Below are 19,341 nucleotides of genomic sequence, written 5' to 3' on the forward strand. Positions count from 1 at the left end.
CCTTTATTCCATGCCGAGCGCGGCCATGTAGGTCTGGAGGATGGTCTCTTCCTCCATGCGCTCGTTGGCGTCCTTCTTGCGCAGACGGATGATCGTCTTCATCGCCTTGGTGTCGTAGCCGCGGCCCTTGGCTTCACCGAACACGTCCTTGATGTCGTCGGCGATCGTCTGCTTTTCTTCTTCCAGGCGTTCGATCCGCTCGATGAACTGGCGCAGTTCGGCGGCTGCAACGTTGACTTCCCCGGTCGTTGCCACTTCTTCCATGGGTCGTTCCTCTTGCTTGGCCGGGCTGCGGACACAATCCTGTCCCGTGTGGCGCGGCCATATCGGTGGGTTGATGATGAATGGGTTCCGGAGGCTGGCAGTGCCGGTCTCCGAGGGTGGCTTCACCTGCCGCGAAGTCTCGGCAAGGTCAAGGCGTATTCGGACGCGGGCGCGTCATTTGTGCGGGTTGTTGTCCGCAAATGCGGCTTTCTGCGCGTCACTCGCCTCGGCCTGGTGGCGGCTTTTCCACTCCTCGTAGGGCATGCCGTAGACGATCTCGCGCGAGGTTTCCTTGTCCAAGGGAACGCCGGCCTCTTCGGCGGCCTCCCGGTACCAGTTCGACAGGCAGTTGCGGCAGAAGCCGGCAAGGTTCATCAGGTCGATGTTCTGCACGTCGTGCCGGTCCCTGAGATGGGCGACCAGCCGGCGAAAGGCTGCCGCTTCGAAAGCTATGCGCTGCTCGTCAGTCATGTCGGTCGTCTGGGCCATGAGGTGGTCTCCTGTCTTCTCATCCGGCGGGGTAGGGGCCGGTGCGCGAGGCAAATCGCTGGTATTCGTGCAGTGCCGGGTCCGCGTTCAGGGAGGCGAAGATCGGCGCCAGACGCTCCGCCCACGTGCTGATGCCGTTGTCGTCGCCGATCAGGTCCTGGCGCACCTCCAACAATGCATGCGGTATGCCCTTCATCATGCAGTGGCGATACATGGTATCGTTCTTCAGCGCCCCGTCATAGGGCTCATTGTCGCCGATCAGGAGGTCGGTGTCCGCCGCCAGCCTCTCGATCAGCGGCCGGACGGCACGAGGATCGTTGTCCCAGAGGACCGCGGCATGCCAGGGGCGCGGCACGCCCTTCCAGGCGGGCGTATAGGAATGCAGCGACAGCACGAGCGGCGCCCTGCCGCAGGCTTCAGCGACTGCCGTGATTTCGCGCTCGACCGCGTCATGATAAGGCCGGTGGTAGGATTGAAGCCGGTGCTGCCATTGCGCATCCGTGATCGGATGGTTGCCGGGAATGATCGCGCCGTCGGAGATCTTCATGATCAGCGTCGGGTCGTCCTCGCCACGGTTCGGATCGATCAACAGGCGCGAAAAGGTCGACATGACCGCCGGCACGCCGAGGCGGGCTGCGAGTTGCCGCGTCAGCCCCTCCACGCCGATGTCATAGGCGATATGCCGGCTGAAGACGCTCTCCTTAAGCCCCAGCGTTCCATATTCCTGTGGAAGACTGTTCTTCGCATGGTCGGCCAGAAGCACCATGCCGCTGTCACGATTGCCTTGTATCAGTTCGAAGGAAGGGAAAGACTGCATTGCGCCACGCCGGAGAAGACTTGAGACAGAGCCCTGATGACATGGGGATGCGGTTCGGTGCAAGCGTCACTTGCCTTCTGTCAAGCAAGACCTTGGAGAATATAATCGATTTGATTTCATTGACTTTCGCGAGTGAGCGGGCGAAGACAGTGCAGATGAACCCTCATGGAGTCCCAACGGAAGCCGTGTCGAAAAGCCTTTTGTCTCTTCTTTCCCTGCGCCTCGTGCCGTCGCTTGCCTTTGCGATGGTCAGCGTTCCCGTTTTCGGTTTTGCCAGCGTCGCGCACGCCGATTTTCGTGTCTGCAACGGCACGCAGAATCTCGTCGGTGTCGCCATCGGCTACCGGGCCAGCGAAGGCTGGATCTCGGAAGGCTGGTGGCAGGTGCCTGCCTCGAGCTGCGCCACGCTGATCGAAGGCGAACTGCAGTCCCGCTACTACTATCTCTATGCGGAGGATGCGGCCCGGGGCGGCCGTTGGACCGGCGACATCAACATGTGCGTCGCCGAAAACGAGTTCAAGATCGTCGGCGTCGACGATTGTTTCGCCCGCGGCTACCAGCGCATGGGGTTCAAGGAATATGACACCGGCCGTCAGGGCAGCTGGATGGTCCAGCTTTCTGACACGCCGGCCGCGCAAGAAGGCCAGAATTGATGAAGCGAAACCGCAAAGTAAAAATCCTCGCCACCCTCGGCCCGGCCTCTTCCGAAGAGGCGATGATCGAGAAGCTGCACCTGGCAGGCGCCGACCTCTTCCGCATCAACATGAGCCATGCCAGCCATGACCTGATGCGCACCCTGATCGAGCGCATCCGCTCCGTCGAGGCCCGCAACGGCCGCCCGATCGGCATCCTCGCCGACCTGCAGGGCCCGAAACTGCGCGTCGGCAAGTTCGCCGACACCAAGGTGACGCTGGAGCCCGGCCAGACCTTCACGCTCGACAACAAGGACGTGCCCGGCGACAAGACCCGCGTCTTCCTGCCGCATCCGGAAATCCTCGAGGCCGTCAAGGCCGGCGACCGGCTGCTGATCGATGACGGCAAGCTGCACCTGCGCGCTGAGAAGGCCGACGGCAAGAGCATCGTCTGCACGGTCGTTGCCGGCACCTCGATCTCCGACCGCAAGGGCGTCAGCCTGCCGGATACGCTGCTCGGCGTCGGCGTTCTGACCGACAAGGACCGCGCCGATCTCGATGCCGTTCTGGCGACGAACCAGGTGGACTGGGTGGCGCTCTCTTTCGTCCAGCGCCCGGAAGACCTGGCCGAAGTGCGGAAAATTTCCAAGGGCCGCGTCGGCCTGATGTCGAAGATCGAGAAGCCGCAGGCGATCGAGCGCATCGAGGAAATCATCGAGCTGTCGGATGCGCTGATGGTGGCGCGTGGCGATCTCGGTGTCGAAATGCCGCTGGAAGCGGTGCCCGGCCTGCAGAAGCAGCTGACGCGCGCATGTCGCCGCGCCGGCAAGCCGGTCGTCGTCGCGACCCAGATGCTGGAATCGATGATCACCGCCGCGGTGCCGACCCGTGCCGAAGTTTCCGACGTCGCGACCGCAGTTTTTGAAGGTGCGGATGCGGTGATGCTCTCGGCGGAATCGGCGTCCGGCCAGTATCCGGTCGAGGCGGTCTCCACCATGGCCTCCATCGCCACCAAGGTGGAGCAGGATCCGTATTATTCGAACATCATCTATGCGCAGCGCCCGCAGCCGGAAGCGACCGGCGCCGACGCCATTTCGCTTGCCGCCCGCCAGATTGCCGAGACGCTGAAGCTGCAGGCGATCGTCACCTACACCTCGTCCGGCAATACCGGTCTGCGCGCCTCGCGCGAGCGCCCGCAGGTGCCGATCATCGCGCTCTCGCCGATCGTCCAGACGGCGCGCCGCCTGTCGGTCTGCTGGGGCCTGCACTGCGTGGTGGCGCAAGAGCCGACGGATCTCGACGACATGGTCAACAAGGCCTGCCGCATCGTCGCCTCCGAAGGTTTTGGCAAGCCGGGCGACCGCATCATCATCTCCGCCGGTGTTCCCCTCGGCACGCCGGGTGCCACCAACATGCTGCGCATGGCCTATATCGGCCCGGACGGCCAGTCGGGCGTGTGACGGCCGGTTAACGCCCGATATGAAGAGGGGGCTGTGGTCCAGCCCCCTTCGCCGCAATGCGGAACGCCGATCCAGTGCTCAAACTTCGGATGAACGGCGTCCCGTTCAGGGCTTCCACGAACTGCCGATCGCTGCGGGTCGACCATCGCGAGTTCTCCGGCATTCTTCTTGAGTTTGTGCCCAAGCCGCCGCTTCTGCCGCTCGGCCTCACCGATGTCCGTCCGCTCGATCACGAACGGTGGAGAGTTGCCATCGATGAAGTCCTTCACCTCGGCATCTTTCCGGTAGGACAGATCGCTGGTGAGTTCGTCGTAGACAGCGTCAACAATGACAATCCGCATGTCCAGGTCGAGCAGGAGATGCAGCCGGTCTGCGACCCAGAGGCTGTTGATCGGACCTGCGTCAGGCAGGATGATCGTGCACCGCCTCATCCCATCCTCCAAAGCCTTGCAAAGGTGGCTGCCTGATTTTCAATGTCATGGGCCGGGGGAAGCGGCATGGGAAGGTCGGCATCTCCAAGCGCGACGAGCAGGTCGGCATAATCGCGAAGCCCAAGGCGGCGAACAGTTTCCCGCCGGGAGAGCAGTCCTTTGGAGTAGGCGAGAAGCGGGTCCTCCTCGGAGATGTCTCTTTCCGGTTCGGTTATTGCCTCAAAATGCTCGCGCACGATCGCGGTTATGGTGGTCCGGTTCTGCGCCGCGTAGGCCTTCACCTTGGCCACCAGTTCCTCTGGCAGATTCAGGGTCGTGTTCTTCAGCATCGGCAAACCCTTCGTATGCGTCACATATATATGTGAATTGGCGTGCCGCATAAAGCGTGTTGCTGTTGGTGCGTGCGGGAGGCGTCACGGCTGGCAGCAGGGTCCTATCGGGCTGCTGGCATCTCCCCCGCAATCCGCGCCTCTACCTGCCGGGCCAGTGCCTCCAGATCCCGCTCCTTGCCCGACAGCTTTTCGATGGCGGCGATGGCGAGATCGGTCGCGATGTAATCCGGCTTGTGGCCGACGCCCTTCAGCCAGATCAGGTCCGAGTTTTTGATATCCCGACGCAAGCCCACCGAATGGATGTTGGCGAGCACCACCGGGTCACTGTCGCCGGTGATGATGATCGCCGGGCTTTCGATCTCCGTATAGCGCGGTGCAATGCGCGTGACATAGTCGAGGAGGTTCGACACGTCCTCGGCATTGTACTGGAAATTGTTCGGCCGCAGCACCAGCGCTGGTGCGCCTTCGTCCACATAGGCTTCCCGCCGGGCGTTCGGGGCAAAGACGGAGCGGGTGGCGGGATCGAGCAGCACCATGCCGGCGGGCATCACCAGCGTGTGTGTGAACAGCCAGCCGAGACCGGGTGTGGATGCCACGTGATAATGCCAGTCGATACCGCCCGGCCAGGGATGCGTGGCCGGCGAGAGGAACAGCGTGCCGATCACCTTGTCCGGGTGGAAGAGGGCAAAGGTCGCAGCGATCGCCCCGCCGAAGGAATGGCCGACGATGATCGCTCGTTCGATGCCCTTCTTCTCCATCAGTCGGGCAATGGCGGCGGCCTGTCCTTCCGGATTGGCATTCTCCGCGCCGCCACGTTCGGAATAACCGTGGCCGGGGCGGTCGATGAAGAGAAGTTCGGCGCGGCCCTGCAGGGGCTTGAGGAAGGCCGCCTCCTGGTCGCGCAGATTGCCGCTGGCGCCATGGATGAAGACGATCGGCGGCAGATTCGCGTCGGGTCCCGCCGGCACGTGCAGGGCGTTCATGCGGAAGCCGCCGACATTCGTCAGCGTGCCGATATTGGGATAGCGGCGTTCGATCTCCGCCGTGCGCCAGGCGGTGAAACCGAAGGCGCCGGCAAGAAGGGCCGCAACAACGATAAGAAGGATGACCACGGAAGACAGGATCTCAGCCTCAGGTCCGGCTGCCGGCCAGCTTTTCGGAGAGCTTCAGCATGTTCTCCTGAGCCGTCCGTTCGGCGGGATAGATCGCGAGGAACCGTTCCCAGGCCTTCAGCGCCAGTTCGTCCTCGCCATTCTCCGTCAGGATCGAGGCCATGCCGGCGATCGCGGGGAAATAGCGCGGTTCGAGCGACAGAACCCTTTGCACATCCGCCATGGATTTTCGCACGTCGCCCATGGCGTAATAAAGCGTCGCACGGCGGTTGAAGACTTCCGGATAGTCCGGCTGCAGCAGTGTCACGCGATCAAGGAAATCGAGCGCTGCGGCGTTTTTCTTGTCGCTGATGGACTTGTTGGCCCACTCCATCAAAAGATCGACGGTGGCGCTGCCGGATGACGACCAGTTGACGAGGATCTGCTGCGCCAGCTGCTTGGCCTTGTCCGGATCGCGCTCGCGCTTCAGATCCGTCAGCAGTTTCTCCTGGGCGGCCTGCGGCGACTCGACCGACATCGGCGGGGAAGGCGGCGCGGAGGGCCCGGTCGTTGCCGGTGCGTCCTGCGCGGTGGCGTGGCCGGCGAGGGCGGCAGTGAGAATCAGAGCGGACAAACGAAAAAAGCGCATGCGAGAAAGGTAACTCGCATGCGCTCTATCTCAAACCGAAAACTTCTCTTTGTCGAGAACGTGATCCGGTCCCGGACGAACCGGCTTCAATCAGCCCTGACGAGCCTTGAAGCGCGGGTTCTGCTTGTTGATGATGTAAACGCGGCCCTTGCGGCGAACCAGACGGTTTTCGCGATGACGGGCCTTAAGCGCTTTGAGCGAGTTCTTGATCTTCATTTCTTTGATCCGCGTATTCGATGGCGCTTAGGCCACACAATCTTCTTACAATCAAAAGAGCGCACGAGGCGCTCTCTTTAGGATGCACGGCTGATACAGGTTCGCTCCGGGCCTGTCAACCGCAGGCGCCTTGTGGATCAAGCCTTTTCAGCGCAAAAGCTCGGTGACATGCCCCATCTTGCGACCGGGCCGTGCCTCCGCCTTGCCGTAGAGATGCACCAGCACGTTCGGGCGGGCGAGCCAGCCGGCGACGTCGTTCATGTCGTCGCCGATCAGATTGGTCATCACGCAGTCCGAATGGCGGGCAGGGCTGCCGAGGCTGAGGCCGGCGACGGCGCGGATGTGTTGCTCGAACTGCGAAACGACGCAGGCCGCTTCCGTCCAGTGGCCGGAGTTGTGCACGCGCGGCGCAATCTCGTTGGCAATCAGCGTGCCATCCGCCATCACGAAGAATTCCATGCCGATGACGCCGACATAATCGAGCCCCGCCAGCAGCCGCTCTGACGCCGCGCGGGCTGCGACCGTGGTCGCCTCGCTGATGCGGGCCGGCAGCGTCGAGGTGTGGAGGATCCCGTTGCGGTGAACGTTTTCCGCCAGATCATAGGCTTCGATGGTTCCGTCCGTGCCGCGTGCGGCGATGACGGAGACCTCCCGCTCGAAGGGGACGAAGCTTTCGAGAATCAGCGGAACCGATCCCATCGCCTCAAAGACGCCGTCGGTGCTGTCGTCAGGCGTGCGGAACACCCGCTGGCCCTTGCCGTCATAACCAAGCCGGCGGGTTTTCAGCACGCCCTTGCCGCCGAAATCCTCGAGCGCGCGCGCGAGATCCGCCTGCGAATCGACCGCGTGGAATTTCGCCGTTTCGATGCCGCAGTCGTTCAGGAAGCGCTTTTCGGTCAGACGGTCCTGCGCTACCTCCAGCGCCTTCGGCGGCGGGTAGACGGGACGCAAGGCTGCCAGACGCTCAGCGGCGGCCACCGGTACGTTTTCGAATTCGTAGGTCACGACCCTGCACTCGCGGGCCAGTTCGTCGAGTGCTGCCGGATCATCGTAAGCGGCGACGATCTGGCGGTTCGCCACCTGGGCGGCCGGGCAATCGGCCTGCGGCTCCAGGATGATCGTGCGGAAGTTCAGCCGTGCGGCGGCAATGGCGAGCATGCGGCCGAGCTGGCCGCCGCCGATGATGCCAATGGTGTCAAGCGTCATGGCGCCTCGTCAATGGGGTAGTCCGCGACAGACGCCGTCTGGCGCTGGCGGTATTCGTCCAGCCGGTCGGCCAGATCGTCGTCGGAAAGGGCAAGGACGGCGGCTGCCAGCAAAGCGGCGTTCACCGCGCCGGCGCGGCCGATGGCGAGCGTTCCGACCGGAATGCCGGCCGGCATCTGCACGATCGAATAAAGACTGTCCATGCCCGACATGGTTTTCGATTGGACGGGCACGCCGAAGACGGGAAGGGGGGTGAGGGCTGCCACCATGCCAGGCAGATGGGCGGCACCGCCGGCCCCGGCGATGATGATCTGGAAACCTTCCTCCCGCGCGCCCTTGGCGAAGGCGACCATGCGGTCCGGCGTGCGGTGCGCGGAGACGATCCTGGCCTCGTAACCCACATCCAGCGCATCCAGCGTGTCTGCGGCGTTCTTCATGGTTTCCCAGTCGGACTGGCTTCCCATGATGATGGCAACCGGCGGTCTCTCCTGCGGCAAGCTTGCGTCCTCCGTCGTCACGCGATGATGTCGGGAATGATCTGGTCTTCGAGCTGGCTCATCTTGTCCTTGATGGCGAGCTTCTTTTTCTTCATGCGCTGGATGCGCAGGGCTTCGCAGCCGGTGGTGATCATGGCGTTGATCGCGGCGTCGTAGTCTTCATGCTCCTGGCGCAACCTTGCCAGCTGGAGCCTGATATCCGCCTGTTCCTGATCAGCCATGTGTCGTTGTCCCCACTGTTCATTCCGGTCTTTGTGTTGCCGGGGAATTCCGCCAAGCTCCTACCATCAAACCTTTTCAACGACTAGTCTGGCTGTCCGCAATTGTGGCCAAATAACTGACGCGCCGGAAACCCGATGAATCAAGCGCTAACGGCGGGGGTGCCGGCGGGCGGCCGCTTGTCTTGCTGCGGTGCAGCCGCTTGGCGGTGGGACAGTTCTTCATTCGGGCTTAATCACATCCACGGATTTGTCACGATGAAACCACCATTTCGCCTTCGACAAAGGCCGCGGATCGTGTCACAGTTCTGTTGCAAACCTGATGCCATCGGCTCAAGGGGAGCTGGTGGCCGAAGAATAAGGAAGGACGTGCCACATGACCATTCAGGCTCATATCGAATCGCTTGAAAAGAAGCACGGCGCTCTTGAGGAGGAGCTCCAGAATATTCTTGCGTCTCCCTCGTCCGATGATCGTGAAATAGCTGAGTTGAAACGCCGCAAGCTTCGTCTGAAGGACGAAATGGAGCGGCTGCGCAAGACGCGCCATTGATCTTTTCAAAGTCGCTATGAGTTCGATGTCATACGGGTCGCCGCCGAAATCGTCTTCAGTCAGACGGCGGCCTGCCGATATCCCGGATAAGCCGGTCTTTTTTCCCGAAATAGGGTCAGGGAGACACTGTCGGGCCCGTTTACGCCCCATCAGGACCAGAACTGGTCGATCCACAGATTGAGTTTTACGAAGCCCTTGGTGTTGACCGCATAGATCCGGCGCGTGCCTTCGGCGGTGACGGACACGAGATTGGCGTCCAGCAGCGCCTTCAGATGCTGGGAGACCGCCGGGCGGCTGATCGGCAGACCTTCCGCCAGCTCATTGACAGTGCGCGGCGCACGCCTCAACTCCTCCAGCAGATGACGCCGGTTCGGGTCTGCAATGGCTGCAAAAGGATCGATCGTCACCATGCAATAAAAGCTACGCGAAGTTGTGGGCGGCGGCAAGAAGAATTGTGCGACGCAATATCGGTTTTCTAGAACGATACTGATCAGAACGGCAGAGCATCCCAAAGAAGCTTGATGGCGGCAAGAAGACCGAGGCCATAGGCCAGCGGATAAAAGACGTCCGGCTTCAGCCGGCGGACAATCGCAGCACCCGCCACCGTTGCCACAAGGGCCACCGGCAGAAGCGTCAGCGAGATCGCGAAATTCTTCGTGTCGAGCGCGCCGAGTGCCACATAGGGGATGACCTTGATGGCATTGATGAGCGCGAAGAATCGCACACTGGCGCCGGTATAGTTCTTCGGGTCGAGCTTCAGCGGCAGCGCATAGATCTGGAAGGGCGGGCCACCGGCATGGGCGACGAAGCTGCCGTAACCGCAGAGCGTTCCCCACAGGATCGCCGGCGGCCATCGGTGCGGCTTGGGCGCAATCGGCTGACCAGCCAAGGGGCCATAGGTCTTATAAAAATACTGCAGCGCGAAAATGATCATCGACAGGCCGATGACAAATCTGAGGGCATCCGGCGGCACCATGGCCGAGGTCATCCAGCCGAACGCGACGCCAATGAGCCCGCCCGGCAGGAAACGCAGGAAAAGCCTCCTGTCGTTGAAATTCCGCCACGAATACAGCGCGACGATATCCATGACGATGAGAATCGGCAGGAAGATCGCCGCTGCATCGACCGGGCTGACGACGAGTGCCAGGAGCGGCACCCCGATCAGCGCGAAGGCACCGCCAAGTCCGCCCTTCGACAAGCCGACAAGGGCAACGGCCGGGATTGCGGCGGCAAAAAAGATGGGATCGGGAAGGGGAAAACCAAGCATGACGGGATGAGTGTTGATTGCGGGGCTTGTCCGGTCTATCGGGTTTTGTCCACGATGACGACCCGTGAACGGGATCAACTTGCGTTTCAGGTGCTGTCGTGCGCTGATCGTGGGGATATGCGTGCGCAGGCGGCGCCTCTGTCGCCCGTGTGAAGAGAGATAAGCCGGCAGTCTGCTGCCAGATGGGATGAAGAATGACGCTTGCCGAGGATCGTTGCCGACTGGTTCTCATCGTACCGGATCACGAGGATGACCAGCGGCTGGCCGAGATGCTGTCGCATGCGCTGCGGGGCGGCGATGTCGCCTCGGTGATCCTGCCGCAGTACGACCTGTCGGATCAGGCGTTTCAGAAGCGCGCCGAACAGCTGGTGCCGCTCATCCAGGAGGCCGGTGCCGCGGCCCTGATTGCCGGCGACAGCCGCGTTGCCGGGCGTGCCAAGGCCGATGGCCTGCATATGACCGGCTCCATCGAGGAACTGACGGACACGATCGAGAAGTTTTCCCCGAAGCTCATCGTCGGCGCCGGCCAGGCGGCCGACCGCCACACGGCGCTCGAAGTGGGCGAGGCGCGGCCGGATTACATCTTCTTCGGCAAGCTGACCGGCGATATCAAGCCGGAGGCGCATCCGAAAAATCTGGCCCTTGGCGAATGGTGGGCGTCGCTGGTCGAGATCCCCTGCATCGTCATGGGTGGCACGGATCTATCGTCGGCGCTGGCCGTGGCCGAGACGGGTGCCGAGTTCGTCGCGTTGCGCGCCGCCGTCTTTGAGGCGCCTGCCGGTGCTGCTGCCGCGGTCGCCGAAGTCAATGCGATCTTGGACGAAAAAGCGCCACGGTTTGGCGCTTGAAGGGTTCCATGTTTCGAAACGCCCGCCTGATCCTTCTAAGTGCCGTGGCCGCCATGCCTGCGGCCCTGCCGCTTTTGCCTGCCGCTCCCGCCTTCGCGCAGGGCTCGCAGAAGGCGGTGACGCGTCCGCTCGACGGGAATGGCCAGGTTTTGCAACGCGAGGAGGGCGGTGACCCATCCTCGCCGCAGAAGGGAGGACGGCCCGGCGAACAGCCGTCCAGCGGCATCACGCTTCTGGAGCGGATGGGCACGACGCTTCCGCCGCTGCCGCCGGAAAAGCCGTATCATGGGCCAGTTGACGAAGCTTACGGCGCCTATCAGCGCGGGCTCTATGTGACGGCGCTGGCCAAGGCGCTGCCGCGGGCGGAGGCCGGCGATGCGGTGGCCCAGACGCTGGTGGCCGAAATGATGATGCGCGGGCAGGGCATTGCCCACGACGCCAAGGGCGCCGCCTTCTGGTACGGCCAGGCCGCTGAGCGGGGCGATCCGGCGGCGATGTTCCAGTATGCGCTGATCCTGATGCAGGGCCGGTTCGTGACCCGCGACAAGGCGAAGGCGGATGAATATATGCGCCGCGCCGCAGAGGCCGGCAATGCGTCTGCGCAGTTCAACTGGGCGCAAATCCTGGTGGCGGACAATCCGGGCGAGAAGGGCCTGAAACTCGCGCTGCCCTTCTACGAGAAATCCGCCGAACAGGGGATTTCCGATGCGCAATATGCGGTGGCGCAGCTCTATCTTGCCGTCCACGACCTGCCGGAAGAGAAAAAGGCGAAAGCGCGCGAATGGCTGGAGCGGGCGGCCAAGGCCGGTTTCGATACGGCGCAGCTCGACATGGGCCTCTGGTATGTGAACGGCGTGGGGGGCGATCGCGATTACGACAAGGGCTTCGAGTGGATGCGGATTGCCGCCATGCGCGGCAATGTCGTGGCGCAGAACAAGCTGGCCCATCTTTACATCAATGCGCTCGGTACGCGCCCGAACCCCGTCGAAGCGGCCAAATGGTACGTTCTGTCGCGCCGTGCCGGCCTGCCGGACCCGGCGCTCGAGGACTTCTACCTCGGTATCGAGGAAGACCAGCAGAAGCAGGCGATCGAGGCTGCCAACCATTTTCGCCGCAGCTGAGCCTTTGTCACAGACCCGCTGGTTTTCGCCGGCGACTTGAATTGTCGCCGGTTTTGTGATTGTGAACGCGGCTATTCTGAAAAGACTGACACACAAAGGTCCCCGATGATGAGGGACGCCCGCCTTTTATCCCAAGGATCCCCGCAATGGCTCGTTCTGCCCTTCTCAACGTCATGGTTCAGGCTGCGCTGAAAGCCGGCAAGTCTCTCTCGCGCGATTTCGGCGAGGTGCAGAACCTGCAGGTTTCGGTGAAGGGGCCGAGCGACTTCGTCTCCCAGGCGGATCTGAAGGCGGAAAAGATCGTCCATGACGAGCTGATGAAGGCACGCCCCACCTATGGCTTCCTCGGTGAAGAGGGCGGCGAGGAAAAGGGCACCGACGGTTCGCACCGCTGGATCGTCGATCCGCTGGACGGCACGACCAACTTCCTGCACGGCATTCCGCAGTTTGCCGTCTCGATCGCGCTCGAGCGCAATGGCGAGATCGTCGCCGGCGTCATCTTCAACCCGGCGACCGACGAACTGTTCACCGCGGAACGCGGCGGCGGTGCCTTCCTCAACGACCGTCGCCTGCGCGTGGCGGCCCGGCGGGTTCTCTCCGATTGTGTCATCGGCTGCGGCGCACCGCATCTCGGCCGCGGCAATCACGGCAAGTTCCTCGTGGAACTGCGCCACGTCATGGGCGAAGTGGCCGGCATTCGCCGCTTCGGTGCCGCAGCGCTCGATCTCGCCTATGTGGCTGCCGGCCGCATCGACGGTTTCTGGGAAACCGACCTCTCGGCCTGGGACATGGCCGCCGGCCTGATCCTGATCCGCGAAGCGGGCGGTTTTGCCAGCGACATGAAGGGTTCGAACGACATTCTCGACCACGGCAGCGTGGTGGCCGGCAACGAACTGATCCACAAGCAGCTGCTCGAGGTGATCAATCGCCCGATCCCGACGGCCTGAGCCGCGCAGCACGTCGGTTGTTTTGTGTACGCTTTGGAAATCTCTGCCTTTTCCGAGCGGGCGTCACTTCAATTCGTCTCATTTTTGCACTAGCCTCCGGCCACTTGTGGTACGGAGGTTGTGTGCGTCATGGTGAATGATACCCTCGGGGATGTGAACGGTTCCGAATTGGCACCCCGCAATCAAGGGTACAAGCTGTCGAACCCGGTGCCATTTCTGTGGACCATGGTGGTCTTCCTGATCATCGTCGGCTTCATCGTCGCGATCCTGTATCGCCAGGCCCACACCGCCTTCATGACGAATCCGGGCCTTAACGGCCTCATTCTCGGGGTTCTGGCAATCGGCATCATCCTGATTTTCACGCAGGTGATGAGCCTCATTCCGGAGGTGCGCTGGTTCAACTCCTTCCGCGCCGCGGGCAGTGCAGACCGGGTGGGCCGGGATCCGAAGCTGTTGGCCCCTATGCGTGCACTGATCGGGCGAAGCCAGCGGGTGGCGCTCTCGGCCCCCATCCTGCGCTCCATTCTCGATTCGATCGGCACGCGACTGGATGAAACTCGCGACATTTCGCGTTATCTCATCGGGCTCCTCGTCTTTCTCGGCCTGCTCGGCACCTTCTGGGGCCTGATCGGCACGATCGGCTCGATCAGCGAGGTGATCCAGGGCCTCGATCCGAATTCCGGCAATGGCAACGATGTTTTGACGGCGCTGAAGAGTGGCCTCACCGCGCCGCTCGCCGGCATGGGCACGGCCTTCTCCTCCTCGCTTCTCGGTCTTTCCGGTTCGCTGATTCTCGGTTTCCTCGACCTGCAGGCGGGGCGGGCGCAGAACCGCTTCTATACCGAGCTGGAAAACTGGCTGTCTTCGGTGACGGAAGTCGATGGCGGCGAGACGGTGGTTGATCCGGCTGCCGGCAATGTCTCCGACGAGATGCGCCGCATCGTCGAGCAGCTGCGCAAGCTGGTGACCGCCCAGACGAAGGCTGAAGCCGGGCAGACGGAAAAGTCGCTGACCGCGCTCAGCAATCTCGCCGATGGTATCCAGGGCCTGGTCAAGAACATGCGCAACGAACAGCAGATGCTGCGCGACTGGATCGAGGCCCAGCAGGAGGAATCCAAGGCGATGCGCCGCACGCTGGATCGTCTGTCCGACAAGATCGCGGGGAAATAAGCGATGGCGCTTGCCCGAAATCGCCGCCGCGAGCGCGGGGTGGATTATTGGCCGGGGTTCGTCGACGCTCTGTCGACGCTGCTTCTCGCCATCATGTTCCTGCTCACCGTCTTCGTGCTGGCGCAGTTCATCCTGGGCCGGGAGATTACCGGGCGCGACGAGGTGCTGAACCGGCTGAACAGCCAGATCGCCGAGTTGACGGAGCTTCTGGCGCTCGAAAAGAGCGGCAAGCAGGATGTCGAGGACTCGCTTGCCAATCTGCAGGCCTCTCTGGCGCAATCCGAAAGTGAGCGGTCGCGGCTGCAGGCGCTTTTGGAGCGCGGTGCCGGCTCCAGCGAGGCTGCCAATGCCCAGATCGGGGATCTGACGCAGAAGCTTTCGGAAGAACAGGCGGTCAGCGCGCGGGCGATGAGCCAGGTCGAGCTGCTGAACCAGCAGATTGCCGCCCTCCGCGCCCAGATCGCGGCCGTCGAACAGGCGCTGCAGGCGTCTGAAGCGCGCGATCAGTCCTCGCAGGCGAAGATTGCCGATCTCGGGCGCCGTCTCAACGTGGCGCTGGCCCAGCGCGTGCAGGAGTTGAACCGCTACCGCTCCGATTTCTTCGGGCGACTGCGGGAAATCCTGTCGGATCGCGAAAACATCCGAATCGTCGGTGACCGTTTCGTTTTCCAGTCGGAAGTGCTGTTCCCGGTGGGCGGTGCGGATCTGGACGATGCCGGACGGGCGGAGATGGACAAGCTCGCCCAGGCGATCATCGAGCTCGCGCAGGAAATTCCGGCGGAAATCAACTGGGTGCTGCGTGTCGATGGCCACACCGACAATTCGCCGCTCACCGGCACCGGGCGCTACCGCGACAACTGGGAGCTTTCCTCGGCGCGCGCCACCTCCGTCGTCAAATACCTGATCAGCAAGGGCGTTCCGGCCAACCGGCTGGTGGCCGCCGGCTTCGGCGAATACCAGCCGATCGCGTCCGGTGACACGCCCGAGGTTCGCTCGCAGAACCGACGTATCGAACTCAAGCTGACCGAGCGGTAACGAGAAACGCCACCGCTCCGTTTCTGCAGCCTCGCCGTGCCGGTGAGGTTGCCGCCTTCCCGATGGCAGAGTGTGGGGGAAGATCAGCCACCACTTGCTCAGATCTTACGTTTGCGTAAGAGTAAGACAGATTTCGCTCTGGGAGGGGCGCATGGAGGAATTCGATGTCATCATCGTCGGCGGCGGCCTGGCGGGACTGGTCGCGGCGACGGAAGCCTGTGATCGTGGCAGGCGTGTCTGCCTCGTTGATCAGGAAGGGCCGCAGAACCTCGGCGGCCAGGCCTTCTGGTCGCTCGGCGGGCTGTTTCTGGTTGATAGTCCCGAACAGCGGCGCATGCGCATCCGCGACAGCCTGGATCTCGCCCGCCAGGACTGGCTGGGCTCGGCATCCTTCGACCGGTCGGAGGATCACTGGCCGCGGTTATGGGCCGAGGCCTATCTGAATTTCGCTGCCGGCGAAAAGCGCGCCTGGCTGCACCAGATGGGCATGCGCTGGTTTCCGGTCGTCGGCTGGGCGGAACGCGGCGGTGGCCACGCGGACGGGCATGGCAACTCCGTGCCGCGCTTCCATATCACCTGGGGCACCGGCCCCGGCGTGCTGGCGCCTTTCGTTTCCCGCGCCGAGGCGGCGGCAAAAGCCGGGCGCCTGACGCTGCGCTTCCGCCACCAGGTGGACCGGTTGCTGCAGGAGAACGGGCGGGTGATCGGGGTTTCGGGCAGCCGGCTGCCCGACGATCCGGTGCTGCGCGGCCAGAAGAGTTCACGCGACATCATCGGCGAGTTCGAGATGCGCGGCGCTTCGGTGATCGTCGCCTCCGGCGGCATTGGCGGCAATCTCGGCCTCGTGCGGCGCAACTGGCCGCAGGAACGCCTGGGCACGCCCCCCGCGGACATGGTTTGCGGTGTGCCGGCGCATGTCGATGGGCGGATGATCGGCATCTCCGAAGAGGCGGGTGCCTCGATCATCAACCGCGACCGCATGTGGCATTATACGGAGGGCGTCAGGAACTGGGACCCGATCTGGCCGAACCACGGCATCCGCATCCTGCCCGGTCCCTCCTCTTTCTGGTGCGATGCCGATGGCAACCGGCTGCCGTCACCCGCGATGCCGGGCTTCGATACGCTGTCGACGCTGAAGATCCTGCGCGAGCGCAAGTCTGATTACAGCTGGTTCATCCTCACCAGGGCGATCATCAAAAAGGAATTCGCGCTCTCCGGTTCCGAGCAGAACCCGGACCTGACGGGCAAGGACATTCCGCTGCTCTTGAAACGGCTCGGGCGCAACCCGCCGGGCCCTGTGCAGGCCTTCATGGACAAGGGCGAGGATTTCGCGGTCCGCGAGACGCTGGAGGATCTTGTTCAGGCGATGAACGCGATCAGCGGCGAGAACCGGCTGGACGCCCGCCATATCCGCGCCCAGGTGGAGGCGCGCGACCGGCAGATGGACAACCCGTTCGCCAAGGACCAGCAGGTGACGGCAATCCGCGGTGCCCGCGCCTATCTGGGCGACAAGCTGATGCGCACCGCCAAACCGCACCGGCTGCTCGATCCGAAGGCCGGGCCACTGATCGGGGTGCGCCTGCATATCCTGACGCGCAAGACGCTGGGTGGCATCCACACGGATCTTTCGGCCCGCGTGCTGGATGCCGGCGGAGCGCCGGTGCCGGGGCTTTATGCGGTGGGCGAGGCGGCCGGGTTCGGCGGTGGTGGCATGCATGGCTATAGCGCGCTGGAAGGCACGTTCCTCGGCGGCTGCCTGTTTTCTGGCCGCGTGGCCGGGCGCAGCGTCTGACGGCTCTTGGCCGCGCTTTTACTGCGCGGCCATGAAGCCGTGTGCGCCGGCATCGAACTGCAGCCGGGCGAGGCTGGCGTAAAGCCCGTTTTTGGCGACGAGCTGCTTGTGGGTGCCTTCCTCGACGATGCGCCCGTCGTCCATCACCAGAATGCGGTCGGCCTTCAGCACGGTCGCCAGGCGGTGGGCGATCACGATGGTCGTGCGGTCGCGCATCAGGCCGTCGAGCGCCTTCTGCACCAGCGTTTCGCTTTCGGCATCGAGCGCCGAGGTCGCTTCGTCGAGCAGCAGAACGGGCGCGTTCTTCAGGATCGCGCGGGCGATCGCGATGCGCTGGCGCTGGCCGCCGGAAAGCGTCACGCCCCGTTCGCCCGCCAGCGTGTCATAGCCCTTGTCGAGGCGGGAAATGAATTCGTCCGCCTGCGCGGCGATCGCTGCCTGACGCACCGCCTCGCGGCTGGCGTCCGGCAGGCCGAAGGCGATGTTGTCGTGGATCGAGGCGGCAAAGATCGTCACGTCCTGCGGCACGATGGCGAGCCGTGCGCGCAGATCGTGAAGCTTCGCCTCGCGCAGATCGACGCCATCCAGCCGCACGGCGCCGGCGGTCGGATCGTAGAAGCGCATCAAAAGCGAGAGGATCGTGCTTTTTCCCGCACCGGAGGGACCGACGATCGCGACCGTTTCGCCGGATTTGACCGTGAATGACAGGTCGTGCAGCGTTACCGCGCTGACCCGCGTCGGGTAGGAAAAGGAAACGCCGTCGAAGGCGACTTCGCCACGGGCGGGAGAGGGCAGGGCGACCGGGTTTTCCGGATCGCGGATGGCCGGCACTTCGCGCAAGAGTTCCGTCAGCCGTTCAGCAGCGCCGCCTGCCTGCGACAATTCTCCCCAGACTTCCGACAATTGCCCGAGCGAACTTGCGGCAATCACCGAATAGAGCACGAACTGGCTGAGCGTTCCGGCCGTCATCGTGCCGGCGAGCACGCTCTGCGCGCCGTACCACAACACGCCGACAATGCTGCCGAACACCATCAGGATGGCAAAACCGGTCAGGAAGGCGCGGGAGCGGATGGCGGAGCGGGCGGCATCATAGGCCGCCTCCACGGCGCTGCCATAACGCTCTCCGGCGGCCTTTTCCGCGCCGAAGGCCTGCACCGTGCGGTTGGCGGCGACCGTTTCCGAGGCAAAGGCGGAGGTGGCGGCCAGCGTGTCCTGCGCGGCGCGGGCTCGGCCCCGCACCGAACGGCCGAAACCGACCAGCGGGAAGACGATCAGCGGAATGGCGGCCAGTACGAGGCCCGAGAGTTTCGGGCTCGTCAGGATCATCATGATCATCGCGCCGAGACAGAGGATCATGTTGCGCAGCGCCTGCGAGGCGGCGGAGCCGAAGGCGGATTTGATCTGCGTGGTATCGGCCGTCAGCCGCGAGACGATCTCGCCCGACTGGTTGACGTCGAAGAAGGAGGGAGACAGCGCGGTGACGCTGTTGAACACCTCGCGCCGCAGATCCGCTACCACCCGTTCTCCGATGGTGATCACGTAATAATAGCGCAGCGCGCTGGAGACGGCGAGAACCGCGGCAAGCCCCATCAGCATGGCAAAATAGCTGTTGATGAAGGCGCCGTCCGCCGCCACAAAACCGTGGTCGATCATGCGGCGCACGGCCAGCGGCAGGGCGAGCGTCGTGGCCGCGGCCACGGCGAGAAAACAGGCGGCTGCCAGTACCAGCGACCGGTAGCGCAAAACATAGGGCATCAGGCGCAGCAGCGGCTGCGGTGTGCGGCGGGTCTTTTCGGATTTGCTCTGGTTGTCGCTCACGCTGGCCCCGTTTTTTGCCCCGGCAACAGTCGGGTGCGGGTACTTGTGCTTTGGGAGACCTTCCTGTATAGGCTCCGCATCAAATTGGGAAGCCGTCGCCGGTTCCGGTGTACGGCTTCATTTACGAACTAGGGGCCTCCGCTGCAATTGCGACAAATGGACCCCGCACAGCAGGAACAGAGTGTCATGAAGGCCAACATTCATCCGGACTACCACAAGATCAAGGTCGTCATGACCGACGGCACCGAATACGAGACCTTTTCGACCTGGGGCTCGGAAGGCGCGGTCATGAACCTCGAAATCGACTCCAAGTCGCACCCGGCCTGGACCGGCGGCAACCAGCAGCTGATGGACCGCGGTGGCCGCGTGTCCAAGTTCAACAAGCGTTTCGGCGGCCTCGGCCTCTAATCGATCCGTCTTGTTTCCGGGGCTTGCGCCCGGCGACCATGTCGTATCCTATCGCGACCGTCCGAAGCCCGCTTCGGGCGGTT

At 63.4% G+C, this 19,341-nt stretch carries 23 protein-coding genes and 1 pseudogene; 10 read left to right on the forward strand and 14 right to left on the reverse strand.

From position 1 onward, the window contains the following. Positions 1–3: 3 nt before the first annotated feature. The 3 genes from G6N78_RS09630 to G6N78_RS09640 all read right to left on the reverse strand — a co-directional run bounded on the left by G6N78_RS09630 (position 4) and on the right by G6N78_RS09640 (position 1,570). On the reverse strand, positions 4–264 hold the full coding sequence (locus tag G6N78_RS09630; RefSeq protein WP_165217814.1) for a DUF2312 domain-containing protein: 261 nt from the start codon (positions 262–264) through the stop codon (positions 4–6). Positions 265–438: 174 nt separating this feature from the next. Then, the gene (locus tag G6N78_RS09635; RefSeq protein ID WP_206531559.1) at positions 439–753 is read right to left on the reverse strand and encodes a DUF1244 domain-containing protein; all 315 of its coding nucleotides are present in this window, start codon (positions 751–753) and stop codon (positions 439–441) included. Between the two features lie 19 nt (positions 754–772). Continuing rightward, on the reverse strand, positions 773–1,570 hold the full coding sequence (locus G6N78_RS09640) for an N-formylglutamate amidohydrolase (protein ID WP_165217816.1): 798 nt from the start codon (positions 1,568–1,570) through the stop codon (positions 773–775). 278 nt (positions 1,571–1,848) lie between these two features. Between G6N78_RS09640 and G6N78_RS26040 the strand changes: the two are divergent. Beyond that, positions 1,849–2,223: pseudogene (locus G6N78_RS26040) on the forward strand (DUF1036 domain-containing protein); the annotation flags it as partial. Next, positions 2,223–3,662 carry a pyruvate kinase gene (gene pyk / locus G6N78_RS09650; RefSeq protein ID WP_165217818.1) on the forward strand — a complete coding sequence of 480 codons (1,440 nt, stop codon included), beginning with the start codon at positions 2,223–2,225 and terminating at the stop codon, positions 3,660–3,662. The pseudogene G6N78_RS26040 and the gene pyk, both read left to right, overlap by 1 nt. Here the strand turns inward: pyk and G6N78_RS25715 are convergent. From G6N78_RS25715 to G6N78_RS09690, 8 genes are all read right to left on the reverse strand, one after another. Further along, positions 3,629–4,093, reverse strand: coding sequence for a hypothetical protein (locus G6N78_RS25715; RefSeq protein WP_206531560.1), 465 nt, complete (start codon positions 4,091–4,093; stop codon positions 3,629–3,631). The genes pyk and G6N78_RS25715 overlap by 34 nt on opposite strands. Beyond that, positions 4,090–4,422, reverse strand: coding sequence for a DUF6364 family protein (locus G6N78_RS09660; protein ID WP_165217819.1), 333 nt, complete (start codon positions 4,420–4,422; stop codon positions 4,090–4,092). The genes G6N78_RS25715 and G6N78_RS09660 overlap by 4 nt, the downstream gene beginning before the upstream one ends. A 104-nt stretch (positions 4,423–4,526) precedes the next feature. Next, on the reverse strand, positions 4,527–5,537 hold the full coding sequence (locus G6N78_RS09665) for an alpha/beta fold hydrolase (RefSeq protein WP_165217821.1): 1,011 nt from the start codon (positions 5,535–5,537) through the stop codon (positions 4,527–4,529). 19 nt (positions 5,538–5,556) lie between these two features. Beyond that, entirely contained in the window at positions 5,557–6,165 is a 609-nt protein-coding gene (locus G6N78_RS09670; protein ID WP_165217822.1) for a tetratricopeptide repeat protein, read from the reverse strand. Between the two features lie 90 nt (positions 6,166–6,255). Beyond that, on the reverse strand, positions 6,256–6,381 hold the full coding sequence (gene ykgO, locus G6N78_RS09675) for a type B 50S ribosomal protein L36 (RefSeq protein WP_165217824.1): 126 nt from the start codon (positions 6,379–6,381) through the stop codon (positions 6,256–6,258). Between the two features lie 147 nt (positions 6,382–6,528). Continuing rightward, on the reverse strand, positions 6,529–7,587 hold the full coding sequence (locus tag G6N78_RS09680; protein WP_165217825.1) for a 5-(carboxyamino)imidazole ribonucleotide synthase: 1,059 nt from the start codon (positions 7,585–7,587) through the stop codon (positions 6,529–6,531). Beyond that, positions 7,584–8,051, reverse strand: a complete 468-nt coding sequence (gene purE, locus G6N78_RS09685) for a 5-(carboxyamino)imidazole ribonucleotide mutase (RefSeq protein WP_206531646.1) — start codon at positions 8,049–8,051, stop codon at positions 7,584–7,586. Before purE ends, G6N78_RS09680 begins: the two co-directional genes overlap by 4 nt. Before the next feature lie 50 nt (positions 8,052–8,101). Next, positions 8,102–8,305 (reverse strand): YdcH family protein, encoded by a 204-nt coding sequence (locus tag G6N78_RS09690; protein ID WP_165217828.1) that lies wholly within the window; start codon positions 8,303–8,305, stop codon positions 8,102–8,104. A 373-nt stretch (positions 8,306–8,678) separates the two neighbouring features. Between G6N78_RS09690 and G6N78_RS09695 the strand changes: the two genes are divergently transcribed. After that, positions 8,679–8,852: a YdcH family protein gene (locus G6N78_RS09695; RefSeq protein WP_165217830.1), complete on the forward strand. Its 174-nt coding sequence runs from the start codon at positions 8,679–8,681 to the stop codon at positions 8,850–8,852. A 149-nt stretch (positions 8,853–9,001) separates the two neighbouring features. Here G6N78_RS09695 and G6N78_RS09700 read toward each other — a convergent pair whose 3' ends face one another. Beyond that, positions 9,002–9,262: an ArsR/SmtB family transcription factor gene (locus G6N78_RS09700; RefSeq protein WP_165217831.1), complete on the reverse strand. Its 261-nt coding sequence runs from the start codon at positions 9,260–9,262 to the stop codon at positions 9,002–9,004. 80 nt (positions 9,263–9,342) lie between these two features. Continuing rightward, positions 9,343–10,119, reverse strand: coding sequence for a sulfite exporter TauE/SafE family protein (locus G6N78_RS09705; protein WP_165217833.1), 777 nt, complete (start codon positions 10,117–10,119; stop codon positions 9,343–9,345). 194 nt (positions 10,120–10,313) lie between these two features. On the opposite strand from G6N78_RS09705, the gene G6N78_RS09710 reads away from it, so the two are divergent. The 6 genes from G6N78_RS09710 to G6N78_RS09735 all read left to right on the forward strand — a co-directional run bounded on the left by G6N78_RS09710 (position 10,314) and on the right by G6N78_RS09735 (position 17,032). Continuing rightward, the gene (locus G6N78_RS09710; RefSeq protein WP_165217834.1) at positions 10,314–10,967 is read left to right on the forward strand and encodes a thiamine phosphate synthase; all 654 of its coding nucleotides are present in this window, start codon (positions 10,314–10,316) and stop codon (positions 10,965–10,967) included. Between the two features lie 8 nt (positions 10,968–10,975). Then, positions 10,976–12,088 carry a tetratricopeptide repeat protein gene (locus G6N78_RS09715; protein WP_165217836.1) on the forward strand — a complete coding sequence of 371 codons (1,113 nt, stop codon included), beginning with the start codon at positions 10,976–10,978 and terminating at the stop codon, positions 12,086–12,088. Positions 12,089–12,234: 146 nt separating this feature from the next. Then, positions 12,235–13,035: an inositol monophosphatase family protein gene (locus tag G6N78_RS09720; RefSeq protein ID WP_165217837.1), complete on the forward strand. Its 801-nt coding sequence runs from the start codon at positions 12,235–12,237 to the stop codon at positions 13,033–13,035. Between the two features lie 129 nt (positions 13,036–13,164). Further along, positions 13,165–14,205, forward strand: coding sequence for a flagellar motor protein MotA (locus G6N78_RS09725; RefSeq protein WP_165217839.1), 1,041 nt, complete (start codon positions 13,165–13,167; stop codon positions 14,203–14,205). A 3-nt stretch (positions 14,206–14,208) separates the two neighbouring features. Next, positions 14,209–15,240, forward strand: coding sequence for a peptidoglycan -binding protein (locus G6N78_RS09730; protein WP_165217841.1), 1,032 nt, complete (start codon positions 14,209–14,211; stop codon positions 15,238–15,240). Between the two features lie 151 nt (positions 15,241–15,391). Further along, positions 15,392–17,032: an FAD-binding dehydrogenase gene (locus tag G6N78_RS09735; RefSeq protein WP_165217842.1), complete on the forward strand. Its 1,641-nt coding sequence runs from the start codon at positions 15,392–15,394 to the stop codon at positions 17,030–17,032. An 18-nt stretch (positions 17,033–17,050) separates the two neighbouring features. Here G6N78_RS09735 and G6N78_RS09740 read toward each other — a convergent pair whose 3' ends face one another. Further along, a complete protein-coding gene (locus G6N78_RS09740; protein ID WP_234905951.1) occupies positions 17,051–18,787 on the reverse strand; it encodes an ABC transporter transmembrane domain-containing protein in 1,737 nt (578 codons plus the stop codon). 249 nt (positions 18,788–19,036) lie between these two features. Here G6N78_RS09740 and rpmE point away from each other — a divergent pair, with 249 nt between their 5' ends. Next, positions 19,037–19,258: a 50S ribosomal protein L31 gene (gene rpmE / locus G6N78_RS09745; RefSeq protein ID WP_165217843.1), complete on the forward strand. Its 222-nt coding sequence runs from the start codon at positions 19,037–19,039 to the stop codon at positions 19,256–19,258. Positions 19,259–19,341: the final 83 nt, after the last annotated feature.

The organism is Allorhizobium pseudoryzae (assembly GCF_011046245.1).
In the GTDB taxonomy this organism is placed as follows: Bacteria; Pseudomonadota; Alphaproteobacteria; order Rhizobiales; family Rhizobiaceae; genus Neorhizobium; species Neorhizobium pseudoryzae.